Annotated in this window: 17 protein-coding genes; 6 read left to right on the forward strand and 11 right to left on the reverse strand. The window is 48.5% G+C overall.

Translation table 11 applies throughout. The annotated features are described in order from the left end of the window. Position 1 precedes the first annotated feature (1 nt). The 7 genes from E8E00_RS14205 to E8E00_RS14235 are packed head-to-tail and all read right to left on the reverse strand — an operon-like array spanning position 2 to position 6375. Complete coding sequence (locus E8E00_RS14205; RefSeq protein ID WP_069586477.1) at positions 2-739, reverse strand: DUF1365 domain-containing protein; 738 nt, start codon at positions 737-739, stop codon at positions 2-4. 8 nt (positions 740-747) lie between these two features. Further along, positions 748-2004 (reverse strand): NAD(P)/FAD-dependent oxidoreductase, encoded by a 1257-nt coding sequence (locus E8E00_RS14210; RefSeq protein ID WP_096632568.1) that lies wholly within the window; start codon positions 2002-2004, stop codon positions 748-750. Beyond that, positions 2001-2732, reverse strand: a complete 732-nt coding sequence (locus E8E00_RS14215) for an SDR family NAD(P)-dependent oxidoreductase (protein ID WP_096632565.1) — start codon at positions 2730-2732, stop codon at positions 2001-2003. The genes E8E00_RS14210 and E8E00_RS14215 overlap by 4 nt, the downstream gene beginning before the upstream one ends. Beyond that, the gene (locus tag E8E00_RS14220) at positions 2729-3169 is read right to left on the reverse strand and encodes a nuclear transport factor 2 family protein (RefSeq protein ID WP_096632562.1); all 441 of its coding nucleotides are present in this window, start codon (positions 3167-3169) and stop codon (positions 2729-2731) included. The genes E8E00_RS14215 and E8E00_RS14220 overlap by 4 nt, the downstream gene beginning before the upstream one ends. After that, entirely contained in the window at positions 3169-4608 is a 1440-nt protein-coding gene (gene phrB, locus E8E00_RS14225) for a deoxyribodipyrimidine photo-lyase (protein WP_096632559.1), read from the reverse strand. The genes E8E00_RS14220 and phrB overlap by 1 nt, the downstream gene beginning before the upstream one ends. Beyond that, a complete protein-coding gene (locus E8E00_RS14230) occupies positions 4599-5429 on the reverse strand; it encodes a MerR family transcriptional regulator (RefSeq protein ID WP_096632556.1) in 831 nt (276 codons plus the stop codon). The genes phrB and E8E00_RS14230 overlap by 10 nt, the downstream gene beginning before the upstream one ends. After that, complete coding sequence (locus E8E00_RS14235; protein WP_096632553.1) at positions 5419-6375, reverse strand: DUF523 and DUF1722 domain-containing protein; 957 nt, start codon at positions 6373-6375, stop codon at positions 5419-5421. The genes E8E00_RS14230 and E8E00_RS14235 overlap by 11 nt, the downstream gene beginning before the upstream one ends. A 376-nt stretch (positions 6376-6751) precedes the next feature. Between E8E00_RS14235 and E8E00_RS14240 the strand changes: the two genes are divergently transcribed. Beyond that, positions 6752-8905: a bifunctional diguanylate cyclase/phosphodiesterase gene (locus E8E00_RS14240; RefSeq protein ID WP_205907472.1), complete on the forward strand. Its 2154-nt coding sequence runs from the start codon at positions 6752-6754 to the stop codon at positions 8903-8905. Positions 8906-8929: 24 nt separating this feature from the next. Here the strand turns inward: E8E00_RS14240 and E8E00_RS14245 are convergent, their stop codons facing one another. Further along, positions 8930-9205: a GIY-YIG nuclease family protein gene (locus E8E00_RS14245; RefSeq protein ID WP_096632547.1), complete on the reverse strand. Its 276-nt coding sequence runs from the start codon at positions 9203-9205 to the stop codon at positions 8930-8932. A 6-nt stretch (positions 9206-9211) separates the two neighbouring features. After that, a complete protein-coding gene (locus E8E00_RS14250; protein WP_096632544.1) occupies positions 9212-9895 on the reverse strand; it encodes a YceH family protein in 684 nt (227 codons plus the stop codon). A 213-nt stretch (positions 9896-10108) separates the two neighbouring features. Between E8E00_RS14250 and E8E00_RS14255 the strand changes: the two genes are divergently transcribed. After that, positions 10109-10546 carry a polymer-forming cytoskeletal protein gene (locus E8E00_RS14255; RefSeq protein ID WP_077457476.1) on the forward strand — a complete coding sequence of 146 codons (438 nt, stop codon included), beginning with the start codon at positions 10109-10111 and terminating at the stop codon, positions 10544-10546. Between the two features lie 40 nt (positions 10547-10586). Further along, entirely contained in the window at positions 10587-11015 is a 429-nt protein-coding gene (locus E8E00_RS14260) for a DUF3069 domain-containing protein (protein ID WP_069586447.1), read from the forward strand. A gap of 64 nt (positions 11016-11079) precedes the next feature. Here the strand turns inward: E8E00_RS14260 and aroG are convergent, their stop codons facing one another. Next, on the reverse strand, positions 11080-12159 hold the full coding sequence (gene aroG, locus E8E00_RS14265) for a 3-deoxy-7-phosphoheptulonate synthase AroG (RefSeq protein ID WP_096632804.1): 1080 nt from the start codon (positions 12157-12159) through the stop codon (positions 11080-11082). Positions 12160-12433: 274 nt separating this feature from the next. On the opposite strand from aroG, the gene E8E00_RS14270 reads away from it, so the two are divergent. Together E8E00_RS14270 and E8E00_RS14275 are read left to right on the forward strand one after the other, a co-directional pair. Continuing rightward, a complete protein-coding gene (locus tag E8E00_RS14270) occupies positions 12434-12973 on the forward strand; it encodes a hypothetical protein (protein WP_077457480.1) in 540 nt (179 codons plus the stop codon). A 216-nt stretch (positions 12974-13189) separates the two neighbouring features. Next, on the forward strand, positions 13190-13387 hold the full coding sequence (locus E8E00_RS14275; RefSeq protein ID WP_131825065.1) for a hypothetical protein: 198 nt from the start codon (positions 13190-13192) through the stop codon (positions 13385-13387). Between the two features lie 523 nt (positions 13388-13910). On the opposite strand, the gene E8E00_RS14280 is transcribed toward E8E00_RS14275, so the two are convergent. Further along, complete coding sequence (locus tag E8E00_RS14280; RefSeq protein ID WP_096632540.1) at positions 13911-15227, reverse strand: DEAD/DEAH box helicase; 1317 nt, start codon at positions 15225-15227, stop codon at positions 13911-13913. Between the two features lie 124 nt (positions 15228-15351). Between E8E00_RS14280 and E8E00_RS14285 the strand changes: the two genes are divergently transcribed. Then, positions 15352-15882: an NUDIX hydrolase gene (locus E8E00_RS14285; protein ID WP_096632537.1), complete on the forward strand. Its 531-nt coding sequence runs from the start codon at positions 15352-15354 to the stop codon at positions 15880-15882.

Consider the following 15882-nt stretch of genomic DNA (forward strand, 5'->3'; position numbering starts at 1 on the left):
ATTACTCCTTCTTCGCACCTGGGTGCGGATAAAACGGTGCGCCCTTTATCCATAATTTGAGCGCCTGCCAATAAATACCAATGAGAACTTTTACTGTCTCGATCGGGGTTCGGATCAATAGTTTATTGAGGGTTTGCGTGGTAAAGGGGCGCCGCTTCATGCCTAACGTGGCATCAAACTCTCGATCATCTCGGTGCGCTTCTAAATGCACATGCACACGTTCACCTAGCGGCTTGAGTCGCCAGTGATACCGTTGCTCAATCGGGTTGAATGGCGAGACATGAAAGGCTTTATCATGCTGCCAGCGCTTCCCCGCTGGTATCGCATAAAAATGCTTTTCTCCCCAAGGGGTATTGCTCACCTCAGCCAATACATACCGCCACTGATTATCTGTGTCATAGATGTAATAAAGGTTCACGGGACTAAAGTACACGCCCAAATAGCGAAGTTGGCACAATGCGTAGACTTTGCCGGCAATGCGCTCACCGGTTAGCGCATAGAGTTTATCGAGACAAGCCGCTTTGGTGTCCGACTCCCCCGCGAAATAGTCGGCATGATGAAAGGCGGCGAACCCCCACTTCCCGAGTCGAAAGCCGCGCACACGCGCCGCCAGTGTGCTTAGCTCATCCAAATCAATCAGCGGCATAAACACGGGATAATTAAAGGCGTGTTTGATCGGCGTAAAGCGTCGGTGTCGAACCTGGCCGACATAAAGCCCGCTTTGAAGTGATTCTGCCACTGTACTCACTAACTCATTTCCTCAACTACATCGAGCGCACTGCGCACACCATCTTCATGGAAGCCGTTGTACCAGTAGGCGCCACAGAACCAGCTTCGTTGCTGGCCATTAATTCGATGGCGCTGTTGCTGCGCGGCGACGCTTTCGGTATTAAATACCGGATGCGCATACACAAACTGCCGTAAAATCTTACTCGGATCGATTCGATCCGTTTGATTTAGCGTGACACAGAAGGTTTCAGGCGCCTGAATTGACTGCAATATATTCATATTGTAGGTCAAAGCTGCAGGTTGCGTGTCTATATCTTCTGACACGGGCAGATGATAGTTCCAGCTCGCCCATGCCCCTTTGCGAGTGGGAAGTAGTGAAGTATCGGTATGGAGCACCACCTCGTTATCTTGATACGGAATTGCGCCTAACACTTCACGTTCAGCCGTTGAGGGATCGGCTAACATCGACAGGGCTTGATCGCTATGGCAAGCAAAAATGACATGATCGAACTGATACTCGCCACTCTCTGTGGTGAGCACAACGCCGTGCTGGTGACGTGTTACTTGCCTAACGGGGGTGTTTAATTGGATCTTTTCAGCAAACGCTGGGGTGAGCTTTCTAACATATTCACGCGAGCCACCCGGAATGACGTACCACTGCGGGCGATTCGTAATATCCAGCAAGCCGTGGTTTTGGAAAAAACGGAGGAAAAATGCCAGCGGAAATCCGCGCATATCTGAAAGTGTGGAGGACCATATTGCCGCCCCCATCGGTAAGATATAGTTTTGACAAAAATAGTCGCTAAACCCGTGCTGGTTAAGGAACTCCCCTAAGGTGTGCATAGCCAATGTATCTGACACTTGGCCGCGCTGATGAGCCTCACGCGCCAAACGGTTAAAACGCATAATCTCGGCTAAGAAACGGTAAAACCGAACATTCACCACATTACGTTTTTGCGCGAACAGCGACGCTAAGCTATGTCCGTTGTATTCCAGACCATTTTCATCGTTACGCACACTAAAACTCATCTCAGAAGGCTGTCGACCTACACCGATTTCTTCCAGTAAACGTTCATAATTCGGGTAAGTACGATCGTTAAACACGATAAAGCCCGTGTCGATCGCATAGCGTCCACTCTCAACCTCTACGTCAACGGTAGCCGTGTGGCCACCGAGATAGTCGTTGGCTTCAAAGAGCTGAATGTCATGACGCTTATTTAAATAATGGGCACATGTCAGGCCCGCAATACCGGAGCCGATAATCGCAATTTTCATGCTTGTTTCCTTGTCATGCGTCGAGCAATGGCGATCTGCCATGATGTAGGGAGTAAGGCGATAATTTTCAGGAAATAGGTAAACTTACGCGGAAAGTGAACTTCTGCTTTGCGTTTCTCAAGCCCTGCTTGAATGGCCGCCGACGCTTGCTCGACAGTCACGCGCATCGGCATGGCGAAATCGTTTTTATCTGTTAGTGGCGTTTTAACAAACCCAGGCGAAATCAGTGACACTGTTACCCCTTGATGGGCGAGATCAACCGATAACGTATTGGCTAGATAGCTGATAGCAGCTTTAGACGCGCCATATGCCTCTGCGCGAGGTAAAGGCATGTAACTCGCCGAGGAACCAACGATCGCCAAATGGGTGCCCGGCACAAAGCTTGCCTGCAAGGCTTCGATACAATTAAGGACGCCAAACACGTTGATATCGAATACGCGTTTAAACAAGGGCACATCGATTTTTCCGTAGTCGATGTATTCACAGGTACCGGCATTTAGGATCACCAAATCAGAGCTTGCTGATAAGGCACCGAGCGCTTGGTGGGTTTGATCCCTGTCTGTGGCATCAAACACTAACCGCTCGAGAGAGGTATGATCGCGCTGCATCGCATCTAGCTTGTCTTGGTTACGACCACACGCAATGACGCGCCACCCTTGGCGTGCATAGTCTCGCGCTAATTGCTCGCCAATCCCCGATGTCGCGCCAGTAATCACAACCTGTTTCATTGTCCTAACCTCGCTTTTATGTAAGTGAGTAGTCGACCCATCAACGGCAAGGCCTCATAAATCATTTCGCCCATGTCAAAATAGTCGCGGTGACGACTGATTCGCCCATCCGTAAACGTCAAATGCGAGCAACCATGCACCTGTCTCGGTCTACCTTGTTGTACACGCGGATGAGAAAACGTCATGGTCCACGTCACGAAAGCATCATTGTCCCCCGCCGTGGTATGGTGAATGTCAAACTCACAGCTAGTAACGTTTTGATACAAGGAAGCAAAGTACGCTAGAAACGCAGAGAGCCCTTCAATACGGTGTGCTGGGTCGATAAACACAATGTCTGGGTGGTAAATCGTTTCAAGCGATGCCAAGTTGTCTTTACCGAGGGCCTGATAAACTTGCGCAAAGCGTGCCACCTGAGTTTGAACGCTCTCGATCTCCATTATGCAGACTCCTTGGGCTGATTTTTGGCCGCCTCAAAAATCGCTAGTGCCTGTTTGCGCTGCTTGGCATGATCAACAATCGGTTTGGGGTAATCTAATGACTGCGCATACTTTTCTGCCCACGACCAAGGTTGATGGATTTGCTTACCAGGCACCTCTTTTAGTGCCGGTAACCAACGACGTATGAAGCGGCCATCACTGTCGAAGCGCTCCCCTTGGGTTGTCGGATTAAAAATTCGAAAGTAAGGCTGTGCATCGGTGCCAACTGACGCTGACCATTGCCAACCACCGTTATTGGACGCAAAGTCGCCGTCAATCAGCTTGGACATAAAGTAGTCCTCCCCCCAACGCCAATCGATGAGCAAGTCCTTGGTTAAAAAGCTTGCCACTATCATCCGTAGGCGGTTATGCATCCATCCGGTAGTGTTCAATTGCTGCATCGCAGCATCCACAATCGGAAAGCCGGTTTTACCCGCTTTCCACGCCTCAAAGTGAGCGTTGTCGTTATCCCACACCACAGACTCTCCCCACTCTAAAAAGCAATGCTTTTTGCTAATACTGGGGTTTTGGGCACTCACTTCTTGATAGAAATCGCGCCAGATTAGCTCTGACAACCAAGTTGCTGCGCCTGAATCAGGCTCGCGCCAGTTCGGATGCTCAGATTGCAATCGCGCTAGGCATTGGCGAGGGGACAATGCGCCAATGGCAAGATACGGTGACAGCTGACTGGTGCCCTCAATGGCAGGGAAATCCCGGTGCGTCTTGTAATCAGCCGCTTGTTCACGGCAATAAGTGCGTAACTTATCTAAGATGGCTTTTTCCGTGGTCGGCCATGCGGAGACGGACTTGGTTGGATAGTCAAATTCAATCGGCTCAAGAGAAGCAAAAATAGCGGCTAACCGCTTATCGTCAGCACGTGGGACTGGTGCCTTAAGCGGTGACTGATCCATGCCTTCTAATGCACGTAGACAGGCTTTTTTAAATGGGGTAAAGACTTTATACGCGTCGCCTTTACCAGAACGAATCGTGCCGGGCGCAAACAGATTACGGTCATGGTAGGCGTACCAATCAATGCCCTGCGCCTCCACTTGTTGCTGTGCTTGGCGATCGCGATTTTGCTCATTCAGCTCGTATTCACGATTCACAAACACGGCGTTGATATTCAGCGAATTCGCAAGAGTTGCGACCGTTTCAGACGCCTTCTTATAGTCAGCGGCTCGTGTCACCAGCAGCGGAATGTTAAGTGCTCCGAGTTCGTCACGCAGCGCCTTAAGCCTTGCTTCAATCAATCCCGCCTGAATCGGGGCCATATGGTGGGCAGCCCATTGGTCCGGTGTTTCCACAAAAAGGCCCACAACAGGCTCGTTTGCTTCGCACGCTGCATGCAGTGCACGATTGTCGAGGCAGCGCAGATCGCGTCGAAACCAAACTAAATGCATAACGGATTGTTCTCCTTGAGTTCTTTTAGCTCGTCTCCATGTACGGAGCAAATAAATGGCTGGCTCACAATGTGAATGTCAGATTGTGCGTAACACTGCCGAAGCTGGTTAAGCTGGGAACGATCGAGGCGGTGCGCAGCCATCACTGCGAGCGTGGGGATCTTTTGCTCTCGCATCACTTCGAGGATAAGGCCAAGTTGGGAATGTGGCTCACGCAAGATAGTGACGTTGTAACCTTTCTCATTCAGACGCATCGCCATCATGGTGCGCTGATAATCTTCTGTGTCAGTAAGTGTCACTAACCAACAAGGGAACTTACTGTTGCGCTTTGCGTTCGCCAACATTGCCGCTTGGCATTTTTCGATTACCGTACTGCGCCACATATCTTTCTGCAGAGAACTAATGGTGCTTTGCTCCTCATTCAACCACGTATCTAGCGGCGTAAAGACGTGTTCGATGAGCCAATAAAACGGATATTCTTTTAATAAGGTTTCGACGTGCTGGCCGAGTTTTTTCAGTGATAAGTCATGAATCAACTTCATCAGCTCACGGGCTAACGTGTCATCTTCGCTATCTATTTGGGTCTCGGTTTGCGACAGTAACGGTTTCACTTTGCTGATCGGGACACCTTTGTCGAGCCAGCGTAAGATCCGGCCAATCATGGCGACGTCTTCATCACTGTAAAGACGATGACCTTTCGGTGTTCTGGCCGGAGACAGCAAGCCATAACGGCGTTGCCATGCGCGCAATGTCACTGGATTAACGCCGGTACGATCAGCGACTTGGCTGATCGTCAGCGTGCTTTCGGGATTAGAGTCCATAACGTAACCTCAAGGCATCTGGATACGGCTTCAGATACGCTTGACTAGCAAGGTAATCATCTGGGTGGTTGTGCAAATGGTGAGCAATGAGGGTCAATGGCGCTAACAACGGCATCGTGCCTTGCCGGTAAGCATGAATAAGGTGAGTCAGCTCCGCTTTTTGGCTCTTATCGAGGTTGTTCTTAAAATAGCCTTGCAGGTGCATTAGCACATTGGTGTGCTTTTTCCGTGTCGCACGGATAGCTAACGACTGCATAAACTGCGTGCGATACTGGTGGAAAAAATCATCAATATCGTACTCCGCGATGTTCGCCATAAAACGTCCCAGCTCTCGGTAACGCTCAGGCGAGTGCGCCATTAACACTAATTTATACCGCGAGTGGAATGCGACCAGCGCTTTTCTTGTCACGCCACTTTCGACACTGCGATATAAATCGTCTAACGCAAATAACCGAAACACAAAATTCTCACGCAGGATAGGGTCGTTCAATCGGCCATCTTCTTCAATCGGCAGCCACGGCATACGATCCATCAATGCTTGGGTATACAGTCCTACCCCAGAAATGTCAGAAGTGTAGCCATTTTCCCGATAGACTTTGACACGCTCCATGCCACAAGTGGGCGACTTGGCACAAACGATATAGCCACGTAGTGCTTTATGGGCCAATTCATCCGCTTTTCGTTCACTAAAGGCCACCATTCTTTCGGTGTGATCTTTGCTGGCGTCTTTGGTCTCAACCAAACGAATATTGCCCACATTCCCTTTGTCTAGTAAACGAATTGTCGGTCTTGGCACCGGTAAGCCAATCGCGACTTCCGGACAAACGGGGACAAAATTGACATAGGGAGCGAGCTCTTTAGTCACAAATGGACTGCGTTTATGACCGCTATCAAAACGCACCTTTTCACCAATCACACATGCGCTAACACCAACTGGAAACGACATGCTTCACCTCTTCTTATCAAAGCGGCATGAGCCGCAGAGTTGTACATTTATATTTTGTTGTACAACTCAATGTAGGCGAAGGATCACTTTTGTACAATATTTTTTATTTGTACAAGTTTACTCTGGTTCTTGATATACCCTCACGCAGTCCCCTTAAAAGCTGCTACGCTTTACCTATCCCTTATCAAAGAGGGAGTCTCACATTTGTCTCACTATTGATACGACTTGAGCCACTCGTGTCACATACACTTGAAGCCACCATGATATAGCTCTCACGACCATGCCCTTACAGAGAACGACACTAAACATCGATGACCGTTTCTCCATTGCGAAGCGCCCATTTCGACCTCGCGGCCGCGCTATACTCGTGATTGCGATGATCTGCTTTGCTATCCTGATTGCCACTTTTTCCTTATTTAATACCGCACAAGAACAACAACGACTGCGCACCGAGCAGCTATTAAGCGTCGAAGCAAGCTCCTTTTCTGACGCGTTAACGCGTCACATGAATGCTCACCTTAATGAACTCAGTGTGCTTGCCAGCGAGATAGAAAGAAACATTCCCTCGACGTACTCGACATGGCAAGCATTAGTGCAAGCCCATCAGGGGAATGACGTTCATTTTCAAGCCTTGTTCTGGGCTGAGTCTGATCGCACGATTCGTTGGCATTACCCCCAAAGTGATGCAGAAAAGCCCGAGCAATTCCCGTTTGACGTTTTAGGAGACGGTAACGCTCAGCTTTTGCGTATGGATGTAGAGTCGCTCCATGACTGGCATATTGCACACCCTATCTATACGCAAAATCGGAATACGCCTGACTACTATCTCGGTGGTACTCTCGATATTGCAGAACATATCAGCCACCTAGCATCTGATTATCTCGATACGTTTCAGAAACTCACACTCTACGCTGCAAGTGATGGGCACGTTGTATTCGGAGACATACCACCTAATGGAGCGGCAACAGGACAAGTTGGGCTCACGCTAACCGGCGCCAGCCCGGAATTTATCGTTACATTGTGGAACAGCCCTGAATCGGAACACTTTTTATCTTTGCCAATGCTCATTTACATCTCTGGGTTGGTCGTCACGATCTTAGTAGGTATCGCCTTGTATTTAATTGAAATCAATTTGATGGCGAGAAAAGCTGAACAAGCGACGATTACTCGACTGCAAAATGAAATCGCTCAACGCAAAGACGTTGAAAATCAGCTACATTTTATTGCTAATCATGATCCCCTGACCTATCTGCCAAATCGCCATGCACTGCTTAATCACATTCAGCACACCATTAATAAGACGCTCTCGGCAACGCGTACGCTGTCGCTGATTTGTATCGATATTGATAATATTAAGGAAATCAATGATCTTCATGGCTACCGCATTCACGATGACGTATTAACTACCGTCGCCAAACGCTTACAAAATCTATTGCCTCCACAAGCTTATTTAGCCAGAACCAGTGATGAACATTTTGTCATGCTGCGCACCGATCTATCGCCGTTAGAAGCCGAGGTACACGCCAAGCAGGTGCGTTTAACTGTAGAGAAAGAATGCCATGCTCAAGGTGTGACTGTTTTACCTAGCTGCGCGATTGGTGTGGCGTATCGCTATGACACATCTATGCCGGCTCATGAATTATTACGCCACGCCGATACCGCTGCGCATCGAGCTCGACAACTCGTGCACCACCGTGTGGTCGTATTTCAAATGGCGATGCGCGACCACCTTCAGCAAAAGCGCGACATCGAATACACCATTCGCAAAGCCATCCAAGGCAATGAATTGATGCTGCATTTTCAGCCTCAGGTTGATTTAAAAACGCAGCGTATCGTCGGCATTGAAGCCTTAGTCCGCTGGCAAGATGAAGGGGGGACTATCATTTCGCCTGACACCATCGTCCGTACTGCTGAAGATACAGGATTGATGCAACAACTGGGGAATTGGATCATTAACAAAGCGCTAGAGCATTATGCCATGCTACTCACCGAGGGCTGCGCACCGCCGATGCTTGCTATTAATGTCTCTGGTCATGAGTTTCAAGACAGTTTTCTGGCTGATACGATTTTACAGGCCATCGAACGCCATCAAGTACCAGCAGAGCGCGTGCAAATCGAATTAACCGAGCAAGTGTTTATTGAAAATTTGGAACAAAATCAACAGACACTGCACACACTCACCGAAGCGGGTATATCACTAGCGATTGATGATTTTGGTACCGGCTATTCATCACTGGCCTATTTGAAACATTTCCCTGTCGATACGGTTAAAATTGATCGCAGCTTTATCGACCAACTCCCCGAATGCAAAGACGATGCAGTGATTTGCCAAGCCGTGATCGGTATGGCGGATCTCTTAGGCTTGAAAGTGGTCGCAGAGGGCGTCGAACACCAAGCCCAGAAAGACTACTTAGCCCAAATCGGCTGTCGTTATATTCAAGGTCATTTGTACTATCCCGCCATGGGCGTCGATCAACTCCTTACCTTACTGAAACAGCATATTCCTTACCTACGCTACTCAAATTCATAGTCAAGCAACCGATGCATATGCCCTTTACGACTCCCATCGATGGACGTCATCACAGCTCTGACATAAGGCCTCTTTGCGCTGTTTGGGCCACTGTTTTATCTGATATTCTAACTGCATGGCGGCTTGTTTGCTCATTGCAGGAGATTGCCACACCAAAGAAAGTGGTCCTTTCCCTCGCAACGCACGCGCACCTTTACCACTGAGATGCTGTTGAAAGCGGCGCTCAACATCCGTCGACACGCCACAATACAAAGCATTGTGCCGCGTACGAACCAAGTAAACGAACCACGACTCGCTCATGTTTTTTTATTTGGATAATAGCCCGTTTAATGCCTCGCGCAGGCTGGCGACCTCTTGCTCAAGCGCATCAACCCGCGCTTCCAATGCATGCTGCGTCCCGTGAGATGGGGTTGGCACCGCGGCGTTATCTGCGCTTAGCTCTAGCGTTTCTGTTTCGGGTCTCATTTCGCTTTCAGCGCTCGCTTCGGTTAATTCACCAAATAAATGGATGTAGCGCGATTCCCGTTTACCGGGCTCACGTGCTAGCTTCATAATCCATTCGGCCTCTATCATGGCACTCAGCGTGCTTTCTACTTGCTGCATATCGGCAAATTCACATAACCTTTGCGTTCTTGTGCGCAGCTCACCGGCAGTTTGAGGGCCACGTAACAACAGCACGCAAATAATCGCTTTTTCTTGATCCGTAAACGTCAAATTACCGAATGGCGTATTACAGAAGCGATGCTGATACTTGCAGACACGGCTCCCACTCCCTTCCTGTGGGCTAATAAGACGTGCATCGATAAGCGTATTCACGACATCTAACACATCGGCGTCGGTAAGCGTATAGACAGGCTCTCGATTACTTTTTTGATTTACCGCTGTCGTGAGCGCATTTAAGGTCAGTGGATAGTGGTCAGGCGTGGTCACTTCTTTTTCGAGCAAACAACCGATGACACGTTGTTGATAGGGCGTTAATAGCATTGACATGATCCATGTCCTCATCGAGATAATAACTGTGTTATAGCAAGTTGGGCATAGCCGAGCAATTGCGCTCCAACTAAGTGCTGAATAATTCGGCACAAACAGGCACACAGACTGGTATCAGGATCACATGTTAGTCAGGCTTGAGTGAAAAGATCGCAACACATAGCCTGACACCAGATGATATACTGGTAGGAAATGGATTGTGGAGTACAAACTATGGGCCTGTTTCGTTCAACCCCAAACCGTAACCTTGGTTTGTCAATCGTGGCGAAAAACTGCAAGGTTGTTGGTGACATTGAGCTTGACGGAGATATCCAAATTGATGGCTTTGGTGAAGGCAATATCACTCAGGCTAATGCCGTGGTTATCTCAGCAACCGGACACTTCCGCGGTACGATTCATGCCAAGCATATTACGATTAACGGTTTGGTTGAAGGACAATGCGAAGCCGATGCGATTGACATTCTCTCGCAAGGTAAAATGAAAGGCGTGCTCAATACCGAGCAACTCACTATTGAGAAAGGCGGTTTACTCGCAGGTGAAAACCGAGCCACCTTAGCCACCGATACCGTCGTACCACTCGACGACCAAACACGTAGTGAGCGTACAGAGAATAACGAAAAGAAAGACCGAAAAGCCGCAAGTCGCTCATAACGACGTGGGCTTAGTATAAAAAGTGAAGGAGAGTCGGTGCATGTCCGATACCAGCAGTACCAATGTGAGTTTTGATGAGTTTTCCCCAGAGCTGCAAAGCGTGATTCGTTATGAAAACGCCCCTGAGGCCATGTACACGATGATCGCTTCCGTCCATGACGCGGCAGAGCCTAGTGTTCGCGAAGCATGGGAAAAGCTCCCTGCTAGTGCGCAAAATGTGCTCGACAGCTTCGACCAATTTCATGCTTTGGTGGCAATCAGCCAAAGTTATGTCGGGATTGATACACTCAACGAACTGCAAAACGTCAAACTCGATGACATGTCCGAGGACGAGCAAGAGAACTACAAAGCGCAGGTACTGGACGATGTGCTTAAACGTTGCGTTAAAGACTTATCTAAGCAATTAAAACAGGCGCGTTTAAAACCCGCGCTCAAGCGCGAGTTTCAATCTATCTTTCAAGCGCAGTAATGTTCACACATTAGACTGTCGCACGATAGTAAGGGCCTGCATTGTACGCTGGCCCTTTTCTTTTTTAAGCACGCTTACGCTGCTGTTTTGTGCTTCGTCTGGCTCTCACAGCGTCCGCTAGCTGACGTAAAGTTAGTTCGGTGTCTTCCCAGCCAATGCACCCATCAGTGATGCTTTGTCCATAAGTGAGCGACTGGCCTTCAATCAGATCTTGGCGCCCCTCAATCAGATGACTTTCAATCATGACGCCAAAGATTGCGTCATTGCCGCCAGCAATTTGCCCCGCTACATCGTTGCAAACCTCTTTTTGCTTTTGATATTGCTTGCTGCTGTTCGCGTGACTAAAGTCGATCATTACTTTTTGGCGCAACTCGGCACCTGCAAGCGATGAACAGATCTGATCAACATCTGTTGCGCTGTAGTTAGGCGCCTTGCCGCCGCGAAGGATCAGGTGGCAATCATCGTTCCCTGCCGTTGCAACAATGGCAGAATGGCCGTATTTGGTGACCGATAAGAACTGATGCGGCGCGCTTGCTGAGCGAATGGCATCCGTCGCAATCTTAATATTGCCATCCGTACCGTTCTTAAAACCAACCGGGCACGACAAGCCTGATGCCAACTCACGGTGCACTTGAGACTCAGTGGTACGTGCACCAATAGCGCCCCAACTGATCAAATCGGCCATGTATTGCGGCGTGATCATATCGAGGAATTCGCCTGCCGCCGGTAGGCCCATATTGGCAATATCAAGGAGGAGTTCTCTTCCTAAACGCAGGCCATCGTTAATCTTGAAACTGTTGTCTAGATAAGGGTCATTAATCAGGCCTTTCCAACCCACCGTCGTACGTGGCTTTTCAAAATAAACGCGCATCACCACTTCCAAATCGTCATTAAGCTCTTCTCGGAGAGCTTTGAGCTTGCTGGCATATTCTTTGGCAGCATTTGGGTCGTGAATGGAGCAAGGGCCGACTACGACCACCAATCTATCGTCTTCATCATTCAAAATATGATGAATGGATTGACGTGCGTCGACCACGGTCTTCTCTGCTATCTCTGTGGCGGGGAATTTTTCTAAAACAGCGATCGGTGGCAGCAACTCTTTGATTTGTTCAATTCTTACATCATCTGTCGGGTGTACACTCATGGGCTTGATCCTGTGCTTGCGTGCAGCTTCATCGGGCTGCTTTTTCTTCATGAGCCTTTACGCTAACGTGAACACCGCGACGGTGCAAATATTTTTTTACGAGTTTTAAAGATAAAAAAACACAGATTAATTTGACTAAAAACAGTTATTGAATTTTTCCATATTTTGACAACTATGCGTCAACTCATAAAAAAGCCACCGCCTTGTGGTCACTTATTGCGCATGTTCTACACATGCTATTACACTGACACTAAACGATTAAGGAGCGTATCACGTGACAAAACGCCTGATTGCAAGCGCGGCTCTGGCATGTGGCTTATTATTGCCAAATGCTCACGCCACTAACTTCAACTACAACCACATACAGATTAACGTTTTGGCCAACCCAAGTGGTTTGGGCGGGCTAGCGCGCTTTGCATTTATGGAGGGCGCACACTTTGTCGCCAAAGGAGATACGCAGTTTGAAGGCGACTGGTATACCTCTGCCGGTGCAGGCTTTCACGCCCCGGTAAACGAATTTGTCGATCTGTACGGAGAAATCGAAGCTGCGTGGCTAAGACGTCCAGAGGATGACAAACATGACACCGGCGACATTGCGACAGTAATTGGTGGCGGTGCACGAGCTTGGATCGCCCCTCCTTTCGAAGCCACAATGTATGTCGGCTCGATTATTTTCGACAAAGATGACAGCGAGAGCATTGTCGAGTTTGGCGGTCGCTTTCATTCAACAGAGACACTTTCACTGGGTGCGACGTGGCGGGCAAACGGTCTTGAAGAAAATAGGTTGATTTTTTCAGTCAGATACCTGTATTAATAGGCCACGGTCATCCACCCTATTCTTTCCTACTCTGGGTGACCGTGTCAGTGTGACCTCTCTCACTGGCTTTATCGCTATATTAAACTAACTTTATGTGAGATACGTATGCCATCTATGAAGGTGGTGTGTGTCTTGTGTGCGTGGTGATAAAACCCATGTCAGGACGTTCGCCGTCATTGTGCGTGGGAACTGTCGGAGGGTAAAACGATGGTGATGACTCAACGTATTGATGAATTTGAAAGAAAAATTCAAGAGGCCTATCAAGAAGGTAATATCGAAACCGCACATCGCTTGGAAGAGCAAGTGTCGATGTTACGTCGACGGCTTACAAAACCGGCTGCGGATTTTAAAGCCGCGAGCCAAGTTGAAGATTTTCATGAGGTAGCAGACGGCGATTACTACGACAACTAACCTCACTTCCCTCTTCAGTACGCGCCTATTCGGTGCGCGATAAATAACAAAGCCTTCTCGAAAGAGAAGGCTTTTTTACTGACAGAATGAGGTTTTAAAGGGCCTAGTCAGCAAGTTATCTCGTGAAGCGCTTATTGCGCGGCACGTTCGCGGCGCACAATCCACGCAGCAGCAGTGATAAAAGCAACGACCAATGCAGTTTCCACAGCGTTTCCTATTAATAGTCAATGAATCTTGTATGCAGCCGTCAACTGCACACGCCAACCCGCATTTGCTTAACCATCAAGCAACGATTGCTACACAGTGTACGTAATATGTAATTAAATTGCTGCAAAAAAGCACAGTTTCACCAAAGAAAAGTGAGATTTTTGGACATCATAGCGTTCAGCAAAACAAAGTTTCATTGGTGTACAAAATTTAGTGATATACAGCGAATACCTTCCTGATGGTAGCTAGCCGCCGGCATAATAGATAAAACAAAGGAGGGATACCCCTCCTTTTATTCGATAAACGGCATTTTGCCCTACTCTGGTTTAGGTTTTTTCCGCATCATGGGCGTATCGCCAGCAGGCACATTGTTATAAAAGCTCTTATCGCGTTTCTTGGGCGCTTTCGGCTTCGCCTTTTGAGTTGGCTTTTTACGTTTCGCAGGCCCTTTCGACTGAGGTTTGGCCGACTTTTTCTCTTTAAAACCTTTAAATTTACCCGTTAGGCCCTCAATCGCAGTGAAAGATAAGCTTAAACGCAAAAACGCTTCAATATTCTTAAAGCTTCGCCAGTCTTTCGGGCCAACCAATGAATAAGCCAAACCTTGATGCCCAGCTCGCCCTGTACGCCCCACACGGTGAATATATTCTTCCGCATGCTTCGGTAAATCAAAGTTGATCACCATAGAAACGTTAAGCAAGTCCAGTCCCCGAGATGCTACATCCGTAGTGACCAACACATCATGAATGCCGCGCTCAAATTCATCCATAATGCGATTACGAGATGACTGGTTAAGCTCACCGCTCAAGGCAATAGCTTTATAGCCGGCTTGATTGAACCGCTCTGCGAGACGCTCAGTGTCTACGCGCGTTGCGGTAAAGACCATCACCTGTTTGTGCGTATTGGCTTCCATTAAGTGATCCAATAGCGCATGCTTGTGATCAAGATGATCACTCAGTACAAAATGCTGTTCAATGTCACTATGTAGCGTATGCGTTTCTCCCGCCGCAATGCGTTTGGGGGACTTAAGCAACCCTGCAGCCATGTCTGTCACTTGCTGATGGTCCAGAGTCGCAGAAAACATGAGCGTTTGGCGTAAACGATGGTTGGCTTGCTCATTAATGGCATCTAATTGCGCCTTGAAGCCAAGATCGAGCATACGATCGGCTTCATCAAGGATCAGCATTTCCAATCCAGCTAACGACAAGTGATGCTGTTTAAGATGATCGGCAAGACGTCCAGGTGTGGCCACAACGAAAGTGGGTGACTGACGGAAAACTTTCGCTTGTTCGTTAAAGTTTTCCCCCCCCAATACCAATGCGGCTTTATGGGGTGTACCACTGGTCAGCATACGCAATTGCCCATACACTTGCTTTGCCAATTCTCGTGTTGGCGCGAGCACCAAAACACGTGGGTCACGACGACTGAGAGCTTTAGTACGTAGCACGCGCTGCATCGCCGGCAATAAAAAAGCCAGCGTTTTCCCTGAGCCCGTTTTTGAGGAGGCCAACAGATCCTTCCCGGCCATAACAACAGGAATCGCCTGTCGCTGGATATCGGTTGGCTTTTCAAATCCACGGTGGGCAATGAGCGACAGTAAACGTCTATCTAATCCCAGATCGTCAAATTGCAAGGTATTACTCCAATGGTATTTCTATGACAAAGCGCGCAGTAGCGCCATTTAAGGTCGCGAATGCTACCATACTTTACACCAAAACACTGCACTAAAAACGGGTACAACACGCGTTGAGGATAGGATGAAAGAGACGATTTACCACCAATGGAAACGCTTGTCGTTGGTAGAGGCACAAACCGTACTGCCTGATGGGCGCAATCATCGGCATCATGTGATTCGCCATCCAGGCGCGGCGGTCATTTTACCCATACTTGAGGACGGTCGCCTTGTATTGCTCAATCAATTTCGACCCGCTGTTAATCAATGGTTGCTAGAAGCACCCGCCGGGACGTTAGAGGGTGATGAATGCTCACTGGAAGGTGCAAAGCGTGAGCTTGAAGAGGAAACGGGCTACCAAGCCACTTCGTGGCACTCGTTGGGTTCTGCGCTCCCCGTGCCCGGATTTTGTGATGAAGTCCAGCACTTCTATCTGGCTTCTGGCCTCACCCAGACTGAAATGAATCTGGATGATGATGAGTTTATTCAACTCCGTCTGATAACCGTGGCCGAGGCAAGAGCACGCATTGCGTCAGGAGAGATAAACGACAATAAGACCGTTGCCCTTATTGCACGTGCTGATTATCAAGGTTTACTGCCACAGCCTCAATCTTAG

The sequence above is a fragment of the Salinivibrio sp. YCSC6 genome (assembly GCF_004916735.1).
GTDB classification, from domain to species: Bacteria; Pseudomonadota; Gammaproteobacteria; order Enterobacterales; family Vibrionaceae; genus Salinivibrio; species Salinivibrio proteolyticus.